Here is a 24,443-nt window from a genome sequence, read left to right as displayed (position 1 = left end):
AGTCTTTTTTACAGGCAGTGTTAAGTTTTAAGTGATTAAGTGTTAAGTAAAATCAATAAGTTATTTGTTTATTGGTTGGCGGTTATCTCCGATTTGAGACTTTTTCCGGTGCCATCAAGTTTAAAAGACCAGCTCCGCGCCGATGTGAAAGCTTCGGCCCGGTGCCGGAAAATCATATTCCTCCTGATACGTTTCATCCATGAGGTTTTCAATCCCCCCGGTGAGAAAGCCGGTGCAGTCCAGGTGCGCAAATACCGGGTACTTGAAAAACAAATCCATGGTGATAAAATCATCCATTTCCCGCAGTTCGGCTGTTGTGTCGGCAAACCGGGCGGCTCCGTCCGGGCTGCTTTCACCGCCGGAGTTGGCTGGATTTACTATGTAGGGCACCTGCCGTTTATCGACCCAGCGCAGTTTGACCCGGGCCATGGCCCCGTCCGGCCGCTGCCAGGACAGCCCGCAGTTAAACTTGTATTCCGGCAGCTCGGGCAGGGAATCGGAAAGCGTGTTGCTGGCATCCAGGACATCGCCGTGTTTTTTCGTGTCCTGCCAGGCAAAATTGGCAAATGCGCTGATGTGCTTTGTTAAAGTTGCGGCGGCATCGATTTCCGCGCCTGTAAAGTCCACCCGGTCCACATTGTAAACCACCCGGCTGGGGGCATAGCCGAAAATCCAGCGGATATAGTCTTTAACCCTGTAGTGGTACACGGTGGCCGACACAGTGAGATTTTTCAGCCCGGTGTATTCGGCCCCGGCCTCGTATTGCATGGCGTCTTCATAGGTGAGGTCCTTTCGGGTGACATTTGTCCGGGAATCCAGCTCCGGCTGGTATCCCGCATAATACCAGTAAAATGCCGGGTTGTCCGGAAACCGGGCGGCCCGGCCGGCCCGGCCGTAGACCGAAAGCCAGGGCTGCAGGCTGTGGACAAGGCCGAGTTTCGGCTGAACCACCCCTTCGTGAAAATCCACCTCCCGGTCCTCAAAACCCAGGGGCTTGCCTGCGGCATTGTAGCCGGTCACCGCATCCACAGTCCGGTCGCCCTTGTAATCGTCATAGCGAAGCCCTGTATAAAGATCCGTTTTTTGGCTTACATCCCAGGTGTCATCCACGTACACGCCGTGCCACCGGGTGGCATCCCAGTCATCATCTCCGTCTGCAGGTGGCTTGGGAAAATACCCCGGCCGGTTATAGGTGTTGTCCGTGCCGCCGTATCCCAGATAATTTCCTTCTGCCCCGAATCCGATTTGGTGATCTTTTCCTGGTCTGGCAAAATTGGTTTTCCAGCCCCAGGACCGGTCCGGGACCGCATCGCGTTCCAGGATCTTTTCCCCGGTTTGACGGGAATAGAGGGTGTCTGTGCGGTCTTCGTAGTTGATATAGGTGATCAGTTCAGAATCCAGGGAACCGATCTGTTTTTGGGCGCGCAAATCCGCCTCTGTGCGCTCCTTGTGAAAAAAGCTGCGGTCGCCGTGGCTGTCGCTGCCGGGAAATTTGATTCCCGGCCCGGCCAGATAGTCGCCGGCATGCTCGGGAAAATCCGAATCATAATCGGCCATGTTTTTGCGGTTTTCCACGGGCATCTCGTAATCGCCCGTGCTGTGGCGCACGGAGAGCTGCAGTTCGCCATCATCGCCCCAGAAGTAGTGAAAACGGCCGGAAACATCCGTGCGCTCCGCCCCGCTGTTTCGCAGGTGCCCGTTGGTGCGTTTGTGGCCGGCAGACAAGCTGGTAGCAAATGCGTCCTGCCGGCCGGAAACCGAGGCATCTGCGGAAAATGTGTTGTATCGCTTGTAACCGGTTGCAATCCGGGCTTCAAAATCCTTGTCCGGGGCTTGGGATGTCATGCTCACCGCGCCTCCCAGGCTGTTTCCGTGTTTGGCGGAAAACGCGCCCTTGGTAATGTCCACGGTGTCAATCTGCTGGGTGGACAGGGCGGTCCAGTCCACGAAATAGCCGCCCATGACCCCGGTGCCGTTTAAGGGCCGGCCGTTTAGCAAAATCTGGGAGCGTCTTTCATCCAGCCCCCGCAGGCGCACCTGGCTGTTTTTGGGGGTAAGGATGCCCCGGCGCTGGATGTCAATGCCCGCGGCCGTGTCCATGGCATCCGGCACGGTGGTGACCACGGCCCGGCCGGCCGATTCCATCCGGATGGTTTGGGTGTCAGCCTCGGGTGACGGAATCTGAGCGCCTGTAAACACGATTTCCTCCATTTGATAAGCCGGCTGCTCCGGCTCCTCAGCGCCGGAAACCGCCGGCGCTGAAATTGTCATTAGCGCAGCCGCTACGGGCCATGCAAAAATTCGTAATATTTTCAATTGCCTGATCCTTTCCTTCTGAAAAACCATAAAAAAAAGCCGGGTGGCCTGAGCGCCCTTCAGAGCGAGCAAAGCCTTCCCGGCTTGGTTTTTTAAGTTCGTGTAAATGAAAAATCAGAAAGATTGACAAGGGCAATTTCATATTGCGATTCCAAGGCCATGTACACCGAAGCCGCCGGCGCTGTCAATGATTTTTGCACGCCCGTCGGTCTAGTTGGCGGTTTCGCGCATTTTTGCCGACACGGTCGGAAACTGCTCCAGGTTGGTGTGGGGCAGAAACAGTGCGGATGTGAATTCATCCATAAACGCCGTGTTTGTGGAAAAATCCATGTAGGTCATGGCATTGCAGATCTCGCCGGCTGATTGCCGGTGCTCTGCAGACAGCAGTGCCATGTAGGCGCCGCCGATGCTGGAGTTTCCGTAATAATGGAATTTTTCCCGGTCAATGTCGGGCAGCAGGCCCAGGGTTACGGATTTGTCAATGTCGAGAAACTGGCCGAAACCGCCGGTGATGATCACCCGGTCGATCATGTCAAAGCTGACCCCGATCTGGTTGAGCAGCACCGTGAACCCCGCATACACTGCCCCCTTGCTATTGTAAGGGCACCAAATAGCAATATTTATGCCAGTGCATTAAAAAATTTGCACTATGCTATTTTTTTAATGCGTGGACCGGCAAAAGGATTCATGCGCAGGGGTTGTGGGCTAACCGGGGCGTGTTTGGTGGTGATACAAGCAAGGTGGGGCCAGGCTGACCATAACGAATGTAACGTTATGTAGCGTTAATACTTGAGGGAAATATTTTGCACCATGCCTTGTGCACAAAAAAAAATCAGCAGGCGGCCGGGCTGCCAAGTACCCGGCCACCTGCTGATCCAGGGAGGTTGACAAGTCAGGAGGTGTTGTTCAACCTGTAAATTAATAAGCAATATGCGTGCCAGTTCTTCGGTATGTGTTTGCCAAATTGCGCCTACCCCTGGATCAGATCGCAGGTCAGGTCTGTGGCTTTTTTCATGGAAATCCGGCTCATGTTCAAAACAAGATCATACAGGCTCGGATGATCATAGTCCTCTTTTCCAAATTTTTTATAAAGGGCCCGCCGTCTTTTGCCCTGGACCGTTATGGCGGTTTCCGCCTGCTTGCGGGTGAGATTATAGTTTTCCATCATGAACCGGACCCGGTCTTCGCGTCTGCCCACCAGCAGAATATGGAAGGCACGGGGATGATCCCGCAGGATATACTGCCCGCCCCGGCCGATGATCACGCAGTCGCCTTCATCGGCCATTTTTTCGATTATTTCATACAGGGCACTTACATAGATTTTTTCGTCAATGTATCCTTTGGTTTCAGCCAGAACCCGGTCAACATAGCTTTTGGAGATCATGTAGTCCATAAACCGCAGCAGCGAGCCCCCGGCTTCCTTTTCAATGGATTTTACCCAATCGTTGGAGACTTTGGCGCGTTCGGCAACCATTTGCACCAGGTCTTCGTCTGCCAGGGTGTAGCCCATCCGCTTTGATACTGTTTTTCCCAGGGTTTTTCCGCCTGCTCCGAATTGCCTTGAAATGGTCAGCACCGTCATAACCTCGGCTCCTTTTTGCGGGTGATTGTTTCAAATACCTTAATCTTAAACCGGAACATTGTTTTTACTTTTAATAAATATATACATGTTTGCGCACATGGAAACCCGAAAATCGAAAACCGGCTGAATATCAGACGCATTTATCGCATTATCCGGGCCTGCAGCCGGGCGTTTGCCCCAAAATCGGCACTTCTTTTCAGAGCCGCTGGATCAGATAAATATAGGCCGGCAGGCGGCAGCGGGTTTTCAGTTCATTAAACCGGGTCAGCAGCCGGTTTTTGTCCCCGATATGCTCAAGCGGGGACAGGTAGACCGCCCCTTTGGCATAAAAATGCGCCAGCCGGCTGCGGGTCAGTTCCAGAATCGAGGGCAGGTGGGATTCGGGCAGGTCTGCGCCGATCACGAAATTGGCAGTGACTTCCACCCGGTCGTATTGCTGGTTGATTTCCATCATCCGGTCAAAAGCGGCTGTTACTTTTTTGGCATTCAGGGGCTTTCCCAGGGCGGACAAAGTGGCTGTGTCCCCGGATTCCAGGCCTATGTTGATATATGTGTAAAACGGCAGGTCATTTAAGCCGGCAAAAAGGCGAGGGTCTGCGGCCAGCATGGAATCCACGCTGCCGAATAAAAAAAGCCGCGGGTTTTTCATGACCGATCGGCCGATTTCCAGAATATCCCAGGCCCTGCGTGCGGCAAAAAAAATCGGATCCGCCCCGGCATGCAGGGCATCATGCTGGCCCAAAAAAACCGAATTGTAGTTGATTCGGTTGGCACCGTAGAATTGCGCCAGCTCGCGAAGCTGGTCTTCAACGGCCTGCTTCGGGTAAACGGAAAAACCGCGCCCGGATTTGACCCGGCAGAACCGGCAATTATACAGGCATCCTTTTGAGATGGCCACCGGGATCACATCGTATTCAACATGTCGGCAGTCCGGGGGCAGGACAGTGACCGGCCCGCCGATGATTTCGTGCAGGCGCCGGCCCCGTTGTTCCAGGACTTGCGGATTCATTGCCAGGATACGGTGAACAAATGCGCTTTGTTTTTTAGCCAGCCGTGTTGTATCAAGTTGCTGCAGGTCCCGGCGCAGCCGGTGCCAGGCGGCAAAGGCTTCCCTGACCTCCTGTCTTTCAAAGGCGTCGGCGCCAAACAGGGCATTGGTCTGGTAGGGCAGGCACGGGACGTAATATTCTCCCGTGTAGTTCAGGGCCCCGGCGTAACCCCCTGCGGAAAAATACTGCCAGTCATTTCCGGCGGTGCGCTTGAGCCATTCCGCAGAGGTGAGCCACCCGCCTGTCCGGCCGGCGATGGTCCGGATCTCGCCGTTGGGCTGGAATTCGAAAATATGGGCCGGAGTCCGGATTTCGCCGTAGCAGCCATAACGCAGGGGGTAGCTGATTTTAATATATTCCGCTGCCCCCTGTTTTTCCGGGGCGATGCTCAGTTTTTGATTCCGTTCAGAAGGGCTTGTCATTTGGCTTTAATGGATCAGTTCCGTCATTCCTCGCCAATGCCGGTAAACCGGACATTGAGGTTGATGTTAATGTTCAGCCCGCCCTGCTCGGAGATTTCATCCAGAACCTGGGCAACCAGCATTTTGATGGCCTGGTCGGAATCCTCGTTTTGCCGCGTGCTGGCCGTCTGGTTGGGCAGACGGATGGCGGAAATGGTTTTGTCCATGGATTTGCGCCGTTTTTTGGCGTTATGTTTGATTTCACGGTTTTTCAGGCGCGCGGAGCTGACATATTTTTTGAGATCCGGATAATCGGCAAGGGTTTGTTCAAGAGTGTAGCGGTTCTTTCCGGTTTTGCGGGTAAGCCCGTAAAGCGCTTCTGCCGGAAGGGTTAGGGCTTCGGGAACCAGATGATAGGTGTAGCCCTTGGCGCTTCTTTTTTTATAGATGAAAAAGCCCAGGTCGCATTTCTCGCTATTGCTTAATTTGGCCAGAATACTGGCAATATCCTGGATTTTGATACTTTTCCCGGATTGCTCGGTGACCAGCTGTGTAATTTCCGGAGACCGCAGGTCCCGGCCCGTGAGCAATGCATCAATAATAAATTCACTGTTGGTTTTTTTCTCCCGATCCATGGGATGCCTTTCTCTGTTCCAATTGAATTGGTTAATAGTATGTTTTCTTTTTCCTTAATCCATTCTATAAATAATGAATTTAATTATTTTGTCAAGGGTATTCTAATTTTATTTCCAGGATGTTAGCCAATATTTCGATTTCTATTGATTTTACGAAGGCATTGTTTAGATTGATCTCGTTGGGAACGGAGTTGTTTCGAAAAACATGGTTTTTTGGCCGGTGAGGGGGAAAAAGGAGTGCCAAAAACGAACGAATGCTCGTTTTTTCGCCTTGACAGGGCTTTGGCCGCAAGGGTATGAACAAGGCATGTCTGTGCAGGGCAAACACATTATTGAACTTTGCAAAAAAAACCGGACTTGATTTTTGATGGCGCCGTAAAAAGTCCAATATCTGCGTTACGCGCAATTTCTCAGAATTTCACGTACGGATAAGTACGCTGCATTCTTCGAAATTGTGCAAGCCTTGATCTTGAACTTTTTACGGCACCATCTGAAATCAGACTTTTTACGGTGCCATCATTTTTGTATAAGGAAAACTCCATGACTTCAGCAGAAAGGTTTCAGTCCATCTGGCGCGATCCCGCAGGCTACGGCCGCAGCGTAAAACAGGAAACCGGCCGCAGCATCCTTGGATTTTTTTGTTCCTATGCGCCCGTTGAACTCATTTATGCCGCCGGGATCCTGCCTTTTCGCCTGTTTGGCACCCGGGGGGAAATCAGCCTGGCGGACACCCATCTTCAGTCCTATTGCTGTTCCCTGGTGCGCGGCGGCCTGGAGGACGCCTTAAAGGGGAATCTGGATTTTCTCGATGGAGCGGTGTTTCCCCATACCTGTGATTCCATTCAGCGACTGTCGGATATCTGGCGGTTAAATGCCGGTTTTGCCCATCATTTTGACGCGGTGTTGCCGGTTAAGCTAAATACGCAAAGTGCCCGGCAGTATATGATTGATGTGCTCTCCGGGTTTTGCCGGGAGCTTGAGGCCGCATTTGGCAAACAAATCCGTGATGCGGATATAAACGCGGCCATTTGTGAATACAACCAGATCCGAAAGCAATTAAAAGCCGTATATGAACTCAGAAGTCAAAATCCCGGGCTGTTTGAGCCCTCTGCCGTGCACTGGATCATGACCGCGGCCATGGTCATGGAACCAGCGGCATTTTTGCGTGAAATCACCGCATTTCTGGATCAGGTCGGCTCTTCTGCCGGGGCTGCAGCGCAGACCGGCCGCAAGCGCCTGATGCTGGCCGGCGGCATCTGCACCCATCCGGACGTCTATGATCTGCTGGCCCGGGCCGGGGCGGACGTGGTATGGGATGACTTGTGTACCGGCGCCCGGTATTTTGAGGGCGCCATTGACGAATACGCCGAAGATCCCGTGGCAGCAGTGGCGGACCGGTATCTTTCGCGCAGCGTGTGCCCGGCCAAGCATGCCGATATCACCGCCAGGGGCCGGCATCTGGTGGATGCGGCCCGGCAGCAGGGGGCAGACGGGGTTGTGTTTCTCCAGCTTAAATTCTGTGATCCCCACGCTTTTGACTACCCTTACCTGAAGCAGTTTCTCGATTCGGCACAGATTCCGAGCCTGCTTATCGAAATCGAGGACCAGCCCCCGCCCGGGGGCCAGTTGCTCACCCGTTTGGAAACCTTTGTGGATATGCTCTAGCCCGGGGCGTATGGGAGACAAGTAATGGCAGATAATCAAAAAAAGCATGATCCGGCAAAAAAAGCGCCCAAAATCCAGGCGGTCTCCCGCATGAAGGAGATCATGACCAATTATTACATTGATGCCAAAACCGCCCGGGAGCAGGGCAAAAAAGTGGCCTGGATCACCAGCGGCGGCCCGGTTGAGCCCCTGATCGCCATGGACGTGATTCCGGTGTACCCGGAAAACCACGGGGCCATGATCGGAGCTTCAAAGATGGGGGCGCAGCTTTGTGAAAAAGCAGAGGAAATGGGCTATTCCCGGGATCTGTGCTCCTATGCCCGGGCGGATATCGCCGACAGCGTGCAAAAAACCGGGCCCATCGGCGGTCTGCCCGAACCCGACATGCTGGTGTGCTGCAACAATATCTGCGGCACCGTGCTCAAGTGGTACGAAACCGCGGCGCGGTATTACAACGTTCCCCTGTTTATCCTGGACACGCCCTTTGTGCACACGGAGTTTTCCGATGCCGCCCGCAAATACGTGCTTTCCCAGATTTACGAATACATCGGTTTTCTCGAGACCCATTGCGGCACCAAAATGGACTATGACCGCATGGAGGAAGTGGGCCGGCTTTCCGTGGAGGGCACCGGGCTCTGGCAGGCCGTGCTCGACACCTGCGCCCACCGGCCGGCGCCCATGACCGCATTTGATGCTTTTTTTCATCTGGCCCTGATTGTCACCCTGCGCGGCACGCAGACTGCGGTGGATTATTACCGGCAGCTGCACGATGAATTAAACCAGCGCATTGCAGACGGCGTTTCCATGGTGCCGGATGAAAGATACCGGCTTTTGTGGGACAATCTTCCGGTGTGGTACAAGACCCGGTGGCTGTCTGAAAAATTTGCCGCCCATGACGCGGCCCTGGTGGCCGACACCTACACCTCGGCCTGGAGCGGGATGCTGCCGGACATGGGCGGGCAGACCTTTCTGGAAGCCATGGCCGAGACCTATACCAAAGTGTATATCAATATCTCCATTGACAGGATGTTTGATATTGTGGCCAATATGATCGAAAAATACCACGTGGACGGGATGGTGATGCATTCCAACCGTTCCTGCAAGCCCTATTCCCTGGGCCAGTATGATCTTCGGCAGATGATCATGGACCGGCTCGGGGTGCCCACCTTAATCATCGAGGCTGACATGGTCGATGAACGCGCTTTTTCCGAAAGCCAGATTGACACCCGCATTGACGCCTTTATGGAAACCCTGAAATCCTGAATTCACTGCATATCACCCGGGGATGGAAAGCAGCATGATTACCGCAGGCATTGATATTGGTTCGATAACCGCCAAGGCGGCGCTGATCCGTGACGGCAAACTGGCCGGCACTTCTCTGCAGTTTACAGGATACCATGCGGCAAAAGCCGGAAACTCGGTGCTTGAAACCCTTCTGGGCCAAACCGGTATCCGCAGAGATGACATTGATGTGATTGTGTCCACGGGCTACGGCAGAAACAGCGTGGATTTTGCCGACAAGGCCGTCACCGAGATTACCTGCCATGGTGCGGGCGCGCATTTTATTGATCCGGAAATCCGGTTTGTGGTGGACGTGGGCGGACAGGACAGCAAGGTGATCAAAATCGATGGCACCGGCAAGGTGATCGATTTTGCCATGAATGACAAGTGCGCAGCAGGCACGGGCCGATTCCTGGAGGTCATGGCCCGGGCACTGGAAGCGGATCTGGATGATTTTGGCCGGCTTTCGGCCGAGGCTGACGCCCCGGCGGCCATCAGCAGCATCTGTACTGTCTTTGCCGAATCCGAGGTGATTTCCCTGATTTCCAGGGGGGAGAGCCGGCAGAACATGATTGCCGGGATTCATGAATCCGTTGCCTCCCGGATTTCGGCCATGGCCCGGCGCGTGGGGGTCACTCCGCCGGTGATGATGACAGGCGGGGTGGCACGAAACCAGGGAGTGGTCCGGGCCCTGGAAAGCCGAATGCATGTTGAAATTCGCGTTTCGCCGCATGCCCAGTTAAACGGTGCCATTGGTGCCGCCCTGCTGGCAGCGCGAATGCAGAAACAATAAAAAATCTTGACAAGGACAAACCCGTTGCTATATAAATAATTTCTTTATATTTGTCATAAGCTTGGCAGATATGAGTGCGTCAAAAATTTCCGGCCCCTTTCGGGGCCGTTATTTCATGTAAGAAAAGGAGTTGAGAGAAAAATGATCTGCCAGACCACCCGAAAAGGAATGGAATGTGCTTTTATGACAGCAGACGGCTGTGTTTATAACGGCGGTACCTGCTATCAGATTATTGAGTCCTGCAACGGCTGCGGCCGAAGCGTGTCCTATGAATCCGGCTGGTATTGCAGCAAGTGTCCGGAGCCGGAAAAAAAGTGGAAAAACGGCACCTGTAACCTGGCCACCCACGTGTCCAAAGCCGGGGCCGATACCAAGGCGGCCAAGATCAACCCCATCAAGGCCTCCAAGCGCGGCGCGGGCAAAAAATAGCCGCATTTTAACAAGCGATCCCCTCCTGCGGCGCAGGCCGGTAAGTTTTACGGTTTGCGCCGCATTTTTTTTGCGCCGGCCCAAAAAACGCTTTTCTTATTCCCCGAGACTGTCGCGGAACAACGGATCGAGAAACAGGGGCAGTTCGTGTTTGATCACCGCCCTTTGCCACCTGCGCACATAGCGCTGGCGCAGCCGTGCGGCGTCATCCTTTGTTTGAAGCGCCTTGTCAAAATCAATGATATAAACCCTGCCGCAGTCATTCACCAAAATATTGCCCGGGTGGAGATCCACGTGCAGGATCCGGTTTTGAATCAATCTGCGCACCTGGCCGGCCACGGCGGAAATGCTCTGCGCTGCGGCTTTTTCATCGGCCATGGCCAGTTCCGAAAGGGTGCGGGCATTTTCGATCTGCCGGGTGACCAGCCATGTGTTTTGTAAAAATCGCCCTTTGGATGCAAAGGCCACCGGTGCAGGTGCCCGCACGCCCATGGCGCGGATGCGGGTTAGCATCTCAAATTCGGCCCGGCCCCGGCACGGGCCGATGCCCAGGTAGGTTTTTTCAATGACCCGGCCCGGCAGCCCGCCTCTGAAGTAGGCCTTTATGACCACCTTGCCCAGGCCTTTGATCTCCGGGGTTTGAACAGCCGTTCTCCCGCCGAGCCGGCCCTGTGGGTTTTGCGGCGGCATTTGAAAATACTCTGCCAGCCGGTCCATCTGCGGGCGGGTCAGGCCCCGGCCTGAGCCGAACCGATATCCCCGGTGGCGCTGAAGTGTTATCATTTGGCCCCCTCCGGCAGATTTTCCGGCTCCGGGTAGGCTGTGAGGCAGTATTGTATTTTTTCAATCACTTCTTCCGGGGTGATGGTTTCCATCCGGCCCGGCTTGGTTTTGCGGGTAATCGGCGCGTGTTGTGCATCCGGATCGTTGTAGTGGTCGATCAAGAGGTCATGGAACCGGTAGGGGCCGCAGCGCCTGGGGTTGGAGTATCCATAGAGCCCGATGGTGGGAACCCCCATTGCCACGGCAATGTGTAAAGGTCCGGTATCCGGGGACACCACCAGGCGGCAGCCCTGAAGCTGCATCATGGTGCGGCGGATGGGTTTTTCCAGGGCAATGACAGGCCGGCATTTGCAATGGGCGGTAATTTCTTCTGCAATCTGTTTTTCCCGGGCGCTGGGTCCGCCGATCATCACCGGCTCAAGGCCCAGGCGGGATTTGACCGCGTCCATGACCCGGGCGTAGCAGGCCGGGGCCCATTCCTTTTGCCGGTGGGCCGTGGCAATGACAAAGCCGGCAACCGGGTGGTCAATGCGGTCAAAATAGGCCTTCTGCCATCTGCGCTCCTCCGGGGTAAAACAGAAATCCCAGGTTTTTGTAAAGTTGCCGATCCCCAGGTATTCCAGAAATTCGAAAAACTGGTCCTGCACATGCCCCATAGGGCGGCGGCCGGGAATATGGTGATTTGTGGCCAGCCAGTGCAGTTCCCGGGACCGGTGCCAGTCAAATCCGAGCTTGATTTTTGCCGGGGTAAACAGGGCGATCAGGCTGACTTTGGCGCTGACCTGCGGGATCACGGCCAGGTCAAAGCGCTGTTGGCGAAGATCCGCGATGAGTTTCCGCCAGCCTGCCGGACCGGTTTTGCGGTCAAAGGTGATAAACCGATCCACGCACGGCTGGTGCATGACCATTTCATAGGGAATGGTCTGCAGCACCCATGTCAGGCTGGCATTGGGAAAACCTTGTTTCAGTCCGTTGGCCAAAGCCAGGGCATGTACCGTGTCGCCCACGGCAGAGGTGCGGATCAGACAGATTTTTTCAGGTGCGGGTTCAAGCATTTTTTATGCGTCAAAGGGGCAGCCCCGGCCCGGAATTGCCGGACAACGCCTTTTTTTTCAGTGAGATTGGACTTGAAATCAGTTGGGCTACACTATATGGTTTGCCTTAAAAAATCAATGGATTTGTCCCATATGCACCGTTTGTGCGGAAAGGAACAGCAATGAAGGTTGAGGTCTCTGTGGGTGAACTGGTGGACAAGGCCACCATTGTCCACATCAAGTCCGAGCGGATTCATGATCCGGAAAAACTGCGCAATATCAACAGGGAATTTGCTCTGCTCAAAACGGCCATGGCGGCTGCGGGCGTTGACGAGACAAGCCCCCAATACCTGCAGCTCTATGAGATCAACGGCCGGCTGTGGGATATCGAGGATGCCATCCGGGAAAAGGAGCGGACCAAATCCTTTGATGATGAATTCATCTCCCTTGCCAGAAGCGTTTACTTCAACAATGATAAGCGCGCTGCGGTCAAGCGGGAAATCAACCTTGCCTGCGGATCCGAGCTGGTGGAGGAAAAAAGTTATCAGTCCTATGAATGATCCGGTTTTATGCATCATGAAATGCGGCGTACGCCATCCGGACAAAAACGACGGGGAATCAGATGAATTTGCGGGTGATGACGTTTAATCTGCGGTTTGAAAACGACCGGGACGGGCAAAATGCCTGGGAGTGCAGAAGGGCCATGGTCGTGCGGGTCATTGAAAAGCATGCCCCGGACATCCTGGGCACCCAGGAGGGGAAATGGGATCAGCTCATGTACCTGGCAGACAACCTTCCGGATTACCGGATCCACATGCCCGGCCGCCAGGAAGACCAAAAGGCCCAGTGCCCGACCCTGTTTGTGCGCAAAGACCGGTTTGAGATCACGGGAGGCAGGGACCTCTGGCTGTCAAAGACCCCGGATGTTTACATGAGCAAGGACTGGGACAGCGCTTTTCCCCGGATGATGAGCTATGCCGAGCTTGCCTGCCGGGAGGATGAAGGCCGAAACATTTGTGCGGTTGTCACCCACCTGGATCACATCGGCAAACAGGCCAGGTTTCACCAGGCAAAGATCATTGCGGAGCAGGCCGGACGCACCGGTTTGCCCAGGCTGGTCATGGGCGATTTCAACGAGGAGCCCGAAGCCGATGTCCACCAGATCCTGACAGACCCGGCGGTTGGCCTGAAAGATACCTGGCAGCAGTCAGGCGGGGGCTGCGGCCCGGACAGTTTCACCAGCCACGGGTTTACCGGTATTCCCCAAAAAAGCCGCATCGACTGGATACTGGCAAGCAAAGAATTTTCGGTTGATCATGTCCGGATCATAAAATACCAGGAAGACGGGTTTTACCCGTCGGATCATTTCCCGTACATGGCGGATTTGCGCCTGAGTGCATAAAACGTTCCGCTGCCGGGGCGGTTTTATGCAAACAGGTCAAGGCGTTGACCGGTTTTCAAATCCACCAGCCCCTGCTCGCAGATCCGGATAAACGGGATGGCCGCCCCGGTAAGGGTCAAAAGGCTCAGCACCGGATCGGGAAAGGCAATTCCAAGGGATTTTGCAGCGGATTTGATTTCGCGGTTGGCTTCGATGATGTCGGCCATGGGCTGTTCTGTCATGACCCCGAGAACGGGCAGGGCCAGTTCACCGATCACCCGGCCGTGTTTTACCGCAACAATGCCGCCGCTGTTGTGACTGACCCGGTTGATTGCAGCGGCCATGTCCGCGTCATTGACCCCCACGGCCACAAGATCCGAGGTGTCCCAGGCGCCGCTTGCCGCCATTGCCCCGGCCGTTATGCCAAATCCCTTTACCAGCCCGGTAAAGCACCTTCCCGGGTCCTGGCGGAAGTTGACAGCCGCTGCCTTGGCAATATCGTTTTCCGGATCTGCCGCAATTCCGCCGTTGGCCACGGGCAGGTCCATGATTTTTTCCCGGGTGACAAGGTCTGTGACCATTTCCATGACCCGGATGCGCTGGACGGGTCCCGAATCCGGGGCGGTGACCGCAAAGTCGGCCGCATCCAGGTCCCTTGGCAGTCGCATGGTGTTGTAAGCGGTTTGGGAAAACACGTGGGGCCTTGGGGAAACGAGCAGTTTGCCGTTTTCCGCAATGACCTGTCCCCGGGAGACCACGCACCGGGCCCGAATGGTGGAAATATCGGGTATGAGCAGAAAATCCGCATCCCGGCCCGGGGCCACGGAACCGATCTGCAGATCCATTCGGAAGTGTTCGGCCACGTTTAAGGTGGCCATGCGGATGGCGTCCACAGGGGCAAAGCCCAGGTCAATGGCTTTTTGCACAAGGGTTTCCATGTAGCCGGACCGGCTCAAAGCCTCGGGGGTGATGCCGTCTGAGACCAGGGCGGCCCGGCGCAGGTCGATGTTTTTGTGCCGGATCTCGGATACGGCTTCCAGGTCTTTTCGCACGCTGCCTTCGCGGATCATCACGCAAAGACCCTGGCGCAGCCGGGACAGGGCTTCTTCTGCGGAAATGGGTTCATGACAGGATGATATGCCGGCGGCCAGATAGGCCGCCAGTTTCTGCTCGCTGGCTCCGGCTGTGTGGCCCTCCAGGGTTTTGCCGGATTTGCGCACCATTTCAAACGCCGCCATGTAGCGCTCCGGATGCTGGAGCACCTCCTGCCAGTAAGCCTCGCCCATGCCCAGAATCTCGGGCCGGGAAAGCAGGGCCTGCAGGTCTTCTGTGTCAATTCCGGCCGAGAGGCTGCTGATGGACACCATGGCCGGGGCGGTGGCAAAGATCTTGATGGGTTGTTCACTGCAGGCGGCCAGGTAGTCGGTGACCCCGGCCAGGCCGGCGGCAAAATAGCCCTCAAAGACTTCCGTGACAATGGTGGTGGTGCCCCCGGTCATGGCATATTTGAGAAATTCCTCCGGGACCAGGGATGCGGCCATGTGGGTATGGCCGTCAATAAATCCGGGAATCACGGTCATGCCGCCGGCGTCAATGACGCGGGTATCCGCATCCGCCATTTTTTCCACGCCCGGGCCCACGTAGGCGATTTTGCCGTCCTTGACGCAAATTCCGCAGTTTTCCGGCAATTCGCCGGTAAACACGTTTAGCACCCGGGCATTGATCACAACCAGGTCCGCCGGGATTTTTCCCAGGGCCGCATCCATGAGCCGGGATGCTGTCTCGCCGAAGCTGTCGTTTGTGAATGCGTCCATCTCAGTGAGGCTCTTTGGGGATGTCGGAACCGGATACATCCGTGCTGAGGTCTGCATGGATGTTGTTTAAACCGTTTTCGTAGAACTCGTCGGCAAACAGCGATTCCAGAGCCCGGAGCTGGGCGGCGTTCTCCTCGTCAAAAAGCTCGTCATAGGTTTCAATACCCTTTTTGTCCACAAGGGTTTTCAGAGCCATGCGCTGGGCCAGGCCGAACCAGAACAGGTTGTCCTCGAAATCCTCGAGCAGGTCCATGACCTCGGATTCCTCCTCGTAATCCGGGGTGGGCTGATATGCGTCCGCCTGCTCGTCATAGGCCACCAGGTCGCCCAGGCCCTTTTCCCGGGCTCCTTCGTAAATCTTTTGGATCACCTGGTCATAGTCCCGGGTTTCGGGATTTTCCTCGGTTTCAAACACGTGAAGAACCCAACTGGCGATCATGGCCAGATCCATGAGTTTCCGGTATTCTTCCCTGCTAAATTGCGTTGGCATGTGTACCTCTTTTTGGCTGGTTTTTAAAAATAAATGAAAATCTGTATGAAAATATTTTCCAAGTAACAAAATGTCATTGAAGTTTCAAGGCAATTTCACTTGTTGGAAAGTTTCGGGCAATTTTTTGTTTTTGTGCAATATCCTGCAAATATAAAGATCTTGCAGGGCTTTTCGCGTCCGGGCCGACGGGGGACGGGTTGCTCCCTTGACAAAAATCAGGCTTTTAGTATTGATATGGATCAGGAAAAGATCCGGCCCAATTGCCCGGGTCTGGATTTAAAAAAATCACAAGCAAATCAAAAGGGGCGGGTTTGAAAATCGATATACCGGGATACGGCACCCTGGATCTCAAATACGTGGTCATGGATTATAACGGCACCCTGGCAGTCGACGGCCGGGCCGTGGCCGGCGTGGACCGGGCTCTGGAAAACCTGGCGGGTGAACTGGAACTGCACGTGCTGACCGCCGACACCTTTGGCAAGGCGGCTGCAGAGCTTAAAGCCATGCCCTGCAGCCTTTCGATTCTGCCTGCAGGCGACCAGTCGGCAGCCAAGCGCGAGTATGTCCGGCAGCTGGGGGCGAAAAACACCGCTGCCATTGGAAACGGCAGAAACGACCGGCTCATGCTGGCTGAATCCGCCCTTGGCATCTGCGTTCTGCTCGATGAGGGCGCCTGTGTGGAGACCGTCAATGCCGCAGACGTGCTTTGCCCCTCGATTCTTTCGGCCCTGGGGCTGCTGGCCAACCCCCTGCGCATTAAAGCCACCCTGAGAAGCTGATGAATCCCTTCTGGGTCGTTCTTATTATCGTGCTGGGCCTGATCTATATCATCAGCCCGGTGGATCTGCTGCCGGATTTTTTCCCCATTGCCGGCAGACTCGATGATCTCGGGCTGGTGGCCCTGCTGATTTATTACCTGAAAACCGGCCGCTGGCCCGCCTTTATTTCCCGTATTGCCGGCTGGCTTTTCGGCACGGGCGGCTCGAACACCGGAAAATCCAAAGATCAGGAGCGGAGTACCGGGGGGCGGCAGCAGACAGCCGGCAAAAAGGACCCCTATACAGTGCTGGGCCTTTCAGCCGGCGCATCCAGCCAGGAAATCCACGAGGCTTACCGCCGGCTGGCCCACCAGTATCATCCCGACAAGGTCTCCCATCTCGGGGAGGAATTCCAGGAACTGGCCAGACAGCGGTTTCTGGAAATCCAGGAGGCTTACGAGGCCCTGACCGGCAAAACTCCTTAGGTTCTTTTGTCTTCTGAATAACAGAGATGGGCCAGAAAACAGTTTTCGCATTCGGGTTTTCTGGCCTTGCAGATCTGCCGGCCGAAAAAAATCAGGTGCAGGGAAAAATTATTCCACTCCTTTTTGGGGATCACCGTCATGAGATCGGCCTCGATTTTTTCCGGATCTTTGTTGCGGGTCATATCCAGGCGGCGGGAGATGCGCGCCACATGGGTGTCAACCACCATTCCGGGAATGCCAAAGGCCGCTCCCAGCACCACGTTTGCGGTTTTGCGCCCCACGCCGGGCAGCGACACCAGATCCTCCAGGTTGCCGGGCACCCGGCCGTTGAACCGCTCGGCCAGATCCCGGGCGCAGTTTTGGATATGCTTTGCCTTGTTTTTGTAAAACCCCGTGGACCGGATCAGGGTTTCAATTTCTTTGAGGTCGGCTTCGGCAAAATCATTGGGTGTTTTGAATTTTTCAAATAAGGGGCCCACAACCGCATTGACCTGCCGGTCGGTGCACTGGGCCGAAAGAATGGTGGCCACCAGCAGTTCAAACGCGTTGTTGTGTTTCAACTGCGTCTTGACATCCGGGTATTGGGCCCTTAATATCTGTCGAATTTCGCGTATGCGATTTTTTTTTCCGGTCATGTGAAACAGGCCTGTTGATTTTTGTGCGTTGTCAGAGCGGGACGTGATCGTCCCGGTGGCGCGGCACTGGATAAAAAGTTTGAATTTGTTGACCCATCAATAAAAATGAATATGAATTACCATAGCGCCACAAATATTTTGGCTTTTCATACCATGGATTGCGGCAAAAAAAAAACAAGAGCCCTGGGGCTTTGCTCCGGGGGTCTTGACAGCATCCTGGCCGGGCTTGTGCTTCGCGGCCAGGGCATTGACGTGGTGTGGATCAGCTTTGAAACCCCTTTTTTTGATGCGGAAAAAGCCCGGGCCGCAGCCGCGCAGACCGGCATTGAGCTGATTGTCAAAGATATCACGGATCGTTATTTGCCAATGCTGGCCGCCCCGCCGGCGGGCTACGGCCAGTTCGTCAATCCGTGCATGGACTGCCATGCCCTGATGTTTCGCATTGCCGGGGAAATGATGGAAGAAATCGGCGCGGATTTTCTGTTTTCCGGAGAGGTGGTGGGCCAGCGGCCCATGAGCCAGGTCAAACCGTCTTTGCGATATGTGGAGAAACGCTCGGGCTATGACGGATATATCCTGCGTCCGCTGTCGGCCAAAAACCTGCCAATGACACCCATGGAAGAAAAGGGCCTGGTGGACCGCGATCAGCTCTGCGATTTTTCCGGGCGGTCCAGAAAGCCCCAGATGGCGCTGGCAAAACAATTGGCCATCACCGATTACCCGGCCCCGGCCGGCGGGTGCCTGCTGACGGATGCCGGGTTTGCCGGGCGGTTAAAGGACCTGATGGCCCACAGGCGGAAATGGCTCAGGCGGGAGCTGGATTTGCTCAAATACGGCCGTCATTTGCGCCTGGATGCCGGGACAAAGCTGGTGATGGGCCGCAACAAGGCAGAAAACGAGCAGATTGCCCGTCTGTATGACCCGGATGCAGACGCCCGCCTCCGGATGAATCAGATGGCCGGCCCCCTGGGCGTCATTTTGGAGTCCAGCTCCGGTGCCTGCATCCGGCAGGCAGCGGCCATATGCGCCGGCTACAGCAAGGCCGCGGGAGATCAGCCCGCAGAGGTGGAAGTGACCCTGCCGGGCGAAGACGCCCGGGTGATTTCCGTTGTTCCGGTCAACCCAGAAATTGCAAGCCAATGGATGATATTGCCATGCAGATAACAAAAATTGTTTCAGGCGGTCAGACCGGCGCAGACCGGGCCGCCCTGGATTTTGCCATTGAATACGATATGAACCACGGCGGCTGGATGCCCGAGGGCCGCATGGCTGAAGACGGTCTGATTCCGGACCGCTACGGGCTGAGTGAATTGCCCGGCGGCGGCTATGCCCGGCGCACGGAAAAAAATGTCGAAGACTCGGACGGTACCCTGATTGTCAGCCGGGGACCGCTGTCCGGCGGTTCCCTTCTGACATTTGAGGTTGCGCAAAAACACGGGCGGCCCTGTGTCCATGTGGACCTGGAAACCGTTATTGTCTTTGATGCGGCCATTGATGTTTACGAGTGGTTAAGGGGCCACGAAGTTCATGTGTTAAATGTGGCCGGCCCCCGTGCCAGCAAGGATGAGAGCATTTACGAGCTGACCTGGAATCTGCTGGAAATGGTGCTTCACATGGATGCCATTTCCGGGGCCATGCCCAATGCCGCGGAGTTTTTCCCCGGCCGGGAGAATGCCGCGGATTCAGATAACCAGCTGCCCGCAAGCGTGGATGAAGCCGTGAATCTGCTTTTGGAACGCCTGAGCGCAAAAACCAAGTCCAGGGTGGCCAGCCGGCCGGGCGATGATCTGGCCGGCTTAAAAGACATCCTGGGCGAACCGATTCTTGAAGAATTCGGTCTGGATGCCGGCAACTCCGCGCTGCTGGAATCCTGCCGGCAGCAGGCGGAAAAACCGGATCTGGAAGCTTCCGGAGCGGTACGCGTGATCCTGCGGAAGTTGTGGGAGAGACTCCGGCAGATGGGGCATCTGCGCGTGGTCAAGTAACCTCCCTTAGCTCATCATTGTTGCCGCTTCCCGTACCCGGGGGTCTTTGTCGTTTTTGAGCGCATCGATCATTTGCCGCGCCCGGGGTCCGGGCGTCCTGGAGACGGCGTAAGCCGCTGCGATGCGCACCCGGGTCGGATAAAGCCGTTTTTTAAACACACGTCGCTGTGAAAACAAAATTTTTTCCAGGGACTGGAGGAACCGGTCGCTGGCGTGCTGGCCCATGGCCCGGCACACGGCGCACAGCAGCTCCGGGTCGTTTCTCTTCTCCACCAGTTCCATCAGAATCCCGGCTGCCTGGGCGGATTTTCTCGTGCCCAGATGATTGATCGCTTCTGCTGCCAGTTCTGAATCCCGGCTGCCGGCCAGTTCACCGAGCAGGGATGTGGTTTCGGGCTTGTCAATTTTCTGGATGAGCCGGAAAGCGGCCCGCCGGACATGTTGATTTGCGTCTGCCATTGTGTAGCGAAGCTCTGTGGTCAGCTCGGTTGTCACCCCGTCTATGATTTCCAGAATTTTTATTTTTGCATCTTCCCGGGTTTCATGAATCAGCGCGGACTTGAGCCGGTCGGCGCCTGCCTGGCCGAAGTTGGCCAGCAGCCGGGCAGCCAGCCGCCTGACCCGGATGTCTTCTTCCTGGGTGATGATTTCAATGAGCATTGGGGTCATGCCGGTGCCCAGGGTGCTGATGAGCTGGCAGGCCTGCTGACGGCGTTGCCTGTCTGAAGCCTTCATGTCCGCCCGGAGTATGTCCACGATTTCCGTATCCAGCTGCCGGCCAAGAACCTGGGGCCGGTCAGATGGCTCCATGCCGCTGTCTGCGGTCAGTACCGGATGCTGCAGGAGCCGGGAGAAAATCCAGGCGGCTGCCGGGTATTCCCCGTAAAGAATCAGGGATGCCGCGCATTGATGAAGCCTGTCTGCGGCCTGGCGCACGGCGGGGCCGTGGGTTTCAGCCTCGATAAGCGGCATGAGCGCGCTGAGTACCAGCTTGAGATAAGCCCCGGCCGGCTGCCATCCGGGGGGATCCAGAACAGCGTAAAAGCGGTTGCGGATCCTGATTTTTTCCGTTTTGTCGGAAGCGTCATGCAAATGGGCCAGCTGCTGCAAAATCCTTTTGACCTTTTCGGTTTCCCCTTTTAAAAACAGGTCCCGCAGCCGGGCGGCAAGCGCTTGATCATCCTCACCGGACATGGGGTCGGGTGGTGCATCGCTTTCCGATTCGGACTCGTCAGCTGCTGTTTTTTCCCCGGCGGATGCGTGTTGACGGCTCTGGTCGTCTTCTGCTTCCGTCATTTCAGCCCTGGCGTGAATGTGCTGCTCATCGTAGAGGCGCTGATTGATCAAAAGACCGGACAGTTTGTGCCTGTTTGCCAGTTTTTGCCAGAACCCGGCCAGCTCCTGCCGGTCCTCGGGTAACTCAAAACAGGCCTGAAAAAACGTGTTCAGATCCTTTTCCGTTATCCCGGAAGTCAGTGTCAGGCTGTGGATGCCGGTATGGGTCATAAAGCGGGTCATGCCGCTATACAGGGCCTCAAAACCACTGGGATCCACCTTTGCCCCGTTGATGAGCAGGCTGTTTTTTACCCGGGAGAATACAATGATCGGCTGACTTGCAAAAACCGCCTGGAGTTCGCCCATGAGCATGGCCACCGCTTCCCGGGTGACAGGTCCGCCGGCGGGATAAAGCCGGAATTTGCTGTAAGTGCCCAGAAATGCCCCGATGATCCGTTGCGCCTGCCGGGTTTGGGTATCTGAAGACCTTGCCGCTTCCTCAGGGGACGCATCCGGGATTTCCAGCGGGTCTTCTGCCGGGGCGTCAGATGTTTCAACCCGCGTATAAGTGACCTGGCGGACATGCACGCAGGTAAGATTGTGCCGGTCTGCAAAGCTCTTCCAGAATCCCGGCGGGATGGTCTTTCTGCCGGCCTGGCTGATTTCGTCGAGTACGCGCTGCAGCTCGGTTTCGGCTGTGCCGTATTTGAATATCAGGCTTTTGATTTCCATGCGGGAAAAAAGTGCCCGGATATTGGCGGAAACACCGGATGGGGCGGCATCCCGGATTTTTTCCCCGTTAATCCAGAGGTCATCGCCTTCAACGGTGATGGAAACCTGGCTGTTGGTATAAAAGATTCGTTCCAGTATGCGCAGCAGGTCCCTTGAGGCGGTGACAACCGATTTGCTGCCCGCCGGATAAAGCCTGGTGTTTCGCACAGCCACCAGCAGCGCACGGAGCAGGTGCGGCACCAGCTGCCGGGCCTGGGGGGGCAGGCGTTCATCGCCCAGTCCGGTTTCCGGGCCGGTTTCATCCCGGTCAACAGTTTCCGGGTCAAAATCGGCGCTCCAGTTTTCCATTTCGTCTTCCCGGAACAGATGCTGGTTCCAGTTGTCCTGGAATTCCTTGTACTCCCGGGCTTTTTCGATTTCATCAGACCGGCTGAAATGATGGGCCAGAAACGCGGCAGAAGGCAGCAGGTTCTGTTGAAACAACGATTCCTGGTAGATGCCGATCTGCTGGTGAAGCAGCTTTTTTTCCGCCGGGCTGATGCCGTCGTAAATAATATCTCTGACTTGTTTGCTGGAAAAACGGATGTTTTCGTCATCAGCAGCAAATTCCGTTTCAACGATGCCCTGCTGCTCGGCATTGTCGATGATTTCATAGAGCCGGGCCGAGTAATCCCGGGTGATGCCGGCAAGCATGCTTAAAAACGTGGATTCGCCAAAAGCCGATGCCTGGTCCAGAAACCGCCGGCTGTCCTCGTCCAGGGAATTCATTTTCAAGCGGATGATTTTCTCCAAAGAGCGGGGGAAATACTCCTTGTCCAGGGCAGAAACCGTCCATTTGCCGTTTTTTTTGACAATATGGCCGTCCTGGATCATTTTCCTGATGATTTCGGTTAAAAATAATGGATTTCCGCGGGTTACCCGGGCCATTTCCCGGCAAAGGCCCCTGGGCACCTGAATGCCGGGGAATATGGCATCCAGGTGGGTTTCGATATCGGACTGGCTCAAGGGGGTAAGGGCAATGTCCTGGATTTCGAGTTCTTCAGAGTACGCGTTCCGGAACAGATCCAGGGACACGGCTTCGCCGATGGTTTGTTTTTCCCGGGCCGCGGTGCCGCAGAAAAATACCGGAACCCGCCTGCTTTGCATCAGCATCCGGATCAGGTGAAGGGAGGCCGGATCGCAGTAGTGAAGATCGTCAACAAGCACCGCCAGGGGGCGGCCGCCGGCCAGGCGGATGATAAACCGGGTAAAGGATTCAAAGACAGCCTCGCGCGCCTCAGGGTCATTTTCCGGCAGAGGGGCCTCGCCTTCCCGGATCTGGGGAATCACCTGGGCAAGCCGGTCGATTTCCGAATCATCTGCTTGTTTTAAAATGGACAGGCCCTTGTCCTCCAGCCTGTTCATCAGGGCCATGGCAATGTAGGCGGCCAGGTAATAGGGCCGGAAAGCCTCCTGGATGATCCCCTGGACCCGGACGGGCTGTAAATTTTCCTCCAGGTCCTTTTCAATTGTGGTCAAAAAGCGGGTTTTGCCGATGCCCGGAGCGCCGTCCACAATGACCATGCGGCTTTGGCCCTGGTTAAAATGCCGGAGTGATTCCCGCATCCTTGCCAGCTGGTCACCCCTTCCGGCAAGGCCGGCATTTTCCAGGTATTGCAGGGCGGTTTTGGGAAACACCCCGGCATCGCTGACTTCTGCTGCATCCATGCACCGGTCCCGTCCGGCTTTGCGGGCGGCCTGCATGGCTGTGTCAGCCTTGTGGATCAGGTTTTTGATCTCAGCGGCGTCTTCAGGCGCGCCGGCAATGCCGATGCTCAGGCTCAGCGGTATCCGGGTTCCGGCTTCAGGGGCGGAAAAGGGTTGTCTGCGGATCTGATACAGCAGCTTTTCAGCAATGCTGCGGGCTTCGGGTTTACTGTGATCGGCCAGGAGCAGAAAAAAGCTGTCCCCGGCATAGCGTACGCAGACGCCATTTTCCGGAGCTGCCGTGCGGATGCTTTCCGCGGCATGGATCAGGGCCTGATCACCTGTGTTGTGACCGTACTGGTTGTTGATCCGTTTGAAATAATCAATATTGATCATCACCAGGCTGACCGGCCGACGGTCAAGGGCCTGCCAGTCAATGGCGTTCTGGCAGTGGTGAAACAGGTATCGCCGGTTGTTGAGCCCTGTCAGCTCGTCTTCATAAATCAGGGCTGACGGGTTTTTACCGACGTTTTGAAGGAAGTAGAGAAGTTTCTGGTATTTCATCCATCCCCCGGGTTGGACAGGCCTTTGATGCCGGAATTCTTACCAAATCATAAGAAAAAATCAATTCAATAGCAACCAGATTATACAATGCCGGGCCCGGGTCATCTGTTTGCGCACCGGCCGGAGGGACGTTATGTTTTTGCAATCATCGTATCAACAGGGAGACAAACATGAAAACAGCAGCCGAAATATTGCAGGAAAAAAGGACCACAAACCTTGTCACCATGCTCCCGGGGTCCCGGGTTATCGAGGTGCTCAAACAAATGGCAGCCTATAATATCGGCTCCATGTTAATCGGCAGGGAAAGGCGGATTGCCGGAATATGGACCGAGCGGGATTTTTTGAACAATATGCTGGAGCCCGGCTTTGATCCGCAGAAGGCTGTGGTGGATGATTACATGCATGCCGATCTGGTTTCGGTTGCCCCGGATACGCCCTCAGAGCGGCTTGAGGAGATGTTTTTGGGACTTTTTATCCGCCATATCCTGGTCATGGAAGACAAGGAATGTATCGGCCTGCTGTCCATCGGCGATGTACTGCGTTCCAGTCTTTTGGAAAAAGACCGGAAAATCAGGGAACTCAATCGCATTGCCAGTTGGGAGTATTACGAGAACTGGGCCTGGCACCGGGGGCGAGAGCGTTCCGGCGCCAGGCAGGAAAAGGAATAAAA

Annotated in this window: 23 protein-coding genes; 11 read left to right on the top strand and 12 right to left on the bottom strand. The window is 55.5% G+C overall.

The window, feature by feature from the left end; translation table 11 throughout:
* Window positions 1-120 precede the first annotated feature (120 nt).
* The 6 genes from ACTCIA_RS05650 to ACTCIA_RS05625 all read right to left on the bottom strand — a co-directional run bounded on the left by ACTCIA_RS05650 (window position 121) and on the right by ACTCIA_RS05625 (window position 5,983).
* Window positions 121-2,271 (bottom strand): TonB-dependent receptor, encoded by a 2,151-nt coding sequence (locus ACTCIA_RS05650; RefSeq protein ID WP_463000825.1) that lies wholly within the window; start codon window positions 2,269-2,271, stop codon window positions 121-123.
* Entirely contained in the window at window positions 2,237-2,458 is a 222-nt protein-coding gene (locus tag ACTCIA_RS05645) for a hypothetical protein (protein ID WP_463000824.1), read from the bottom strand. Before ACTCIA_RS05645 ends, ACTCIA_RS05650 begins: the two co-directional genes overlap by 35 nt.
* A 68-nt stretch (window positions 2,459-2,526) precedes the next feature.
* A complete protein-coding gene (locus ACTCIA_RS05640) occupies window positions 2,527-2,928 on the bottom strand; it encodes an ASKHA domain-containing protein (RefSeq protein WP_463000826.1) in 402 nt (133 codons plus the stop codon).
* A 358-nt stretch (window positions 2,929-3,286) separates the two neighbouring features.
* The gene (locus ACTCIA_RS05635; RefSeq protein WP_463000823.1) at window positions 3,287-3,898 is read right to left on the bottom strand and encodes a cytidylate kinase-like family protein; all 612 of its coding nucleotides are present in this window, start codon (window positions 3,896-3,898) and stop codon (window positions 3,287-3,289) included.
* Between the two features lie 196 nt (window positions 3,899-4,094).
* A complete protein-coding gene (locus ACTCIA_RS05630) occupies window positions 4,095-5,369 on the bottom strand; it encodes a radical SAM protein (protein WP_463000822.1) in 1,275 nt (424 codons plus the stop codon).
* A 23-nt stretch (window positions 5,370-5,392) separates the two neighbouring features.
* Window positions 5,393-5,983 (bottom strand): hypothetical protein, encoded by a 591-nt coding sequence (locus tag ACTCIA_RS05625; RefSeq protein ID WP_463000821.1) that lies wholly within the window; start codon window positions 5,981-5,983, stop codon window positions 5,393-5,395.
* A gap of 540 nt (window positions 5,984-6,523) precedes the next feature.
* On the opposite strand from ACTCIA_RS05625, the gene ACTCIA_RS05620 reads away from it, so the two are divergent.
* The 4 genes from ACTCIA_RS05620 to ACTCIA_RS05605 all read left to right on the top strand — a co-directional run bounded on the left by ACTCIA_RS05620 (window position 6,524) and on the right by ACTCIA_RS05605 (window position 10,151).
* Complete coding sequence (locus ACTCIA_RS05620; RefSeq protein WP_463000820.1) at window positions 6,524-7,648, top strand: 2-hydroxyacyl-CoA dehydratase subunit D; 1,125 nt, start codon at window positions 6,524-6,526, stop codon at window positions 7,646-7,648.
* A gap of 24 nt (window positions 7,649-7,672) precedes the next feature.
* Complete coding sequence (locus ACTCIA_RS05615) at window positions 7,673-8,911, top strand: 2-hydroxyacyl-CoA dehydratase subunit D (RefSeq protein WP_463000819.1); 1,239 nt, start codon at window positions 7,673-7,675, stop codon at window positions 8,909-8,911.
* 34 nt (window positions 8,912-8,945) lie between these two features.
* Window positions 8,946-9,722 carry an acyl-CoA dehydratase activase gene (locus tag ACTCIA_RS05610; RefSeq protein ID WP_463000818.1) on the top strand — a complete coding sequence of 259 codons (777 nt, stop codon included), beginning with the start codon at window positions 8,946-8,948 and terminating at the stop codon, window positions 9,720-9,722.
* 141 nt (window positions 9,723-9,863) lie between these two features.
* A complete protein-coding gene (locus tag ACTCIA_RS05605) occupies window positions 9,864-10,151 on the top strand; it encodes a PxxKW family cysteine-rich protein (RefSeq protein WP_463000817.1) in 288 nt (95 codons plus the stop codon).
* A gap of 96 nt (window positions 10,152-10,247) precedes the next feature.
* On the opposite strand, the gene ACTCIA_RS05600 is transcribed toward ACTCIA_RS05605, so the two are convergent.
* Complete coding sequence (locus ACTCIA_RS05600; protein WP_463000816.1) at window positions 10,248-10,934, bottom strand: lipopolysaccharide kinase InaA family protein; 687 nt, start codon at window positions 10,932-10,934, stop codon at window positions 10,248-10,250.
* On the bottom strand, window positions 10,931-11,989 hold the full coding sequence (locus ACTCIA_RS05595) for a glycosyltransferase family 9 protein (RefSeq protein ID WP_463000815.1): 1,059 nt from the start codon (window positions 11,987-11,989) through the stop codon (window positions 10,931-10,933). Before ACTCIA_RS05595 ends, ACTCIA_RS05600 begins: the two co-directional genes overlap by 4 nt.
* A gap of 161 nt (window positions 11,990-12,150) precedes the next feature.
* On the opposite strand from ACTCIA_RS05595, the gene ACTCIA_RS05590 reads away from it, so the two are divergent.
* Together ACTCIA_RS05590 and ACTCIA_RS05585 are read left to right on the top strand one after the other, a co-directional pair.
* Window positions 12,151-12,528 carry a DUF6165 family protein gene (locus tag ACTCIA_RS05590; protein ID WP_463000814.1) on the top strand — a complete coding sequence of 126 codons (378 nt, stop codon included), beginning with the start codon at window positions 12,151-12,153 and terminating at the stop codon, window positions 12,526-12,528.
* 62 nt (window positions 12,529-12,590) lie between these two features.
* A complete protein-coding gene (locus tag ACTCIA_RS05585) occupies window positions 12,591-13,370 on the top strand; it encodes an endonuclease/exonuclease/phosphatase family protein (RefSeq protein ID WP_463000813.1) in 780 nt (259 codons plus the stop codon).
* Window positions 13,371-13,393: 23 nt separating this feature from the next.
* On the opposite strand, the gene ACTCIA_RS05580 is transcribed toward ACTCIA_RS05585, so the two are convergent.
* Together ACTCIA_RS05580 and ACTCIA_RS05575 are read right to left on the bottom strand one after the other, a co-directional pair.
* Window positions 13,394-15,163: an adenine deaminase C-terminal domain-containing protein gene (locus ACTCIA_RS05580; protein WP_463000812.1), complete on the bottom strand. Its 1,770-nt coding sequence runs from the start codon at window positions 15,161-15,163 to the stop codon at window positions 13,394-13,396.
* A 1-nt stretch (window position 15,164) separates the two neighbouring features.
* Entirely contained in the window at window positions 15,165-15,653 is a 489-nt protein-coding gene (locus ACTCIA_RS05575) for a hypothetical protein (RefSeq protein WP_463000811.1), read from the bottom strand.
* Between the two features lie 311 nt (window positions 15,654-15,964).
* On the opposite strand from ACTCIA_RS05575, the gene ACTCIA_RS05570 reads away from it, so the two are divergent.
* Together ACTCIA_RS05570 and ACTCIA_RS05565 are read left to right on the top strand one after the other, a co-directional pair.
* Window positions 15,965-16,432, top strand: coding sequence for an HAD family hydrolase (locus ACTCIA_RS05570; RefSeq protein WP_463000810.1), 468 nt, complete (start codon window positions 15,965-15,967; stop codon window positions 16,430-16,432).
* Window positions 16,432-16,896, top strand: coding sequence for a DnaJ domain-containing protein (locus tag ACTCIA_RS05565; protein WP_463000809.1), 465 nt, complete (start codon window positions 16,432-16,434; stop codon window positions 16,894-16,896). The genes ACTCIA_RS05570 and ACTCIA_RS05565 overlap by 1 nt, the downstream gene beginning before the upstream one ends.
* Here the strand turns inward: ACTCIA_RS05565 and nth are convergent.
* Window positions 16,893-17,531 (bottom strand): endonuclease III, encoded by a 639-nt coding sequence (gene nth / locus ACTCIA_RS05560; protein ID WP_463000808.1) that lies wholly within the window; start codon window positions 17,529-17,531, stop codon window positions 16,893-16,895. The two genes, ACTCIA_RS05565 and nth, sit on opposite strands and share 4 nt — an antisense overlap.
* A gap of 111 nt (window positions 17,532-17,642) precedes the next feature.
* Between nth and ACTCIA_RS05555 the strand changes: the two genes are divergently transcribed.
* The gene (locus ACTCIA_RS05555) at window positions 17,643-18,695 is read left to right on the top strand and encodes a tRNA 4-thiouridine(8) synthase ThiI (RefSeq protein WP_463000807.1); all 1,053 of its coding nucleotides are present in this window, start codon (window positions 17,643-17,645) and stop codon (window positions 18,693-18,695) included.
* Window positions 18,686-19,516 (top strand): putative molybdenum carrier protein, encoded by an 831-nt coding sequence (locus ACTCIA_RS05550; RefSeq protein WP_463000806.1) that lies wholly within the window; start codon window positions 18,686-18,688, stop codon window positions 19,514-19,516. The genes ACTCIA_RS05555 and ACTCIA_RS05550 overlap by 10 nt, the downstream gene beginning before the upstream one ends.
* A 6-nt stretch (window positions 19,517-19,522) precedes the next feature.
* Here the strand turns inward: ACTCIA_RS05550 and ACTCIA_RS05545 are convergent, their stop codons facing one another.
* On the bottom strand, window positions 19,523-23,773 hold the full coding sequence (locus ACTCIA_RS05545; RefSeq protein WP_463000805.1) for a diguanylate cyclase domain-containing protein: 4,251 nt from the start codon (window positions 23,771-23,773) through the stop codon (window positions 19,523-19,525).
* A gap of 170 nt (window positions 23,774-23,943) precedes the next feature.
* On the opposite strand from ACTCIA_RS05545, the gene ACTCIA_RS05540 reads away from it, so the two are divergent.
* Window positions 23,944-24,441 carry a CBS domain-containing protein gene (locus ACTCIA_RS05540; RefSeq protein WP_463000804.1) on the top strand — a complete coding sequence of 166 codons (498 nt, stop codon included), beginning with the start codon at window positions 23,944-23,946 and terminating at the stop codon, window positions 24,439-24,441.
* Window positions 24,442-24,443 lie beyond the last annotated feature (2 nt).

Source organism: Desulfosalsimonas sp. (assembly GCF_055149105.1).
This window is presented reverse-complemented; position numbering and strand designations above follow the sequence as displayed.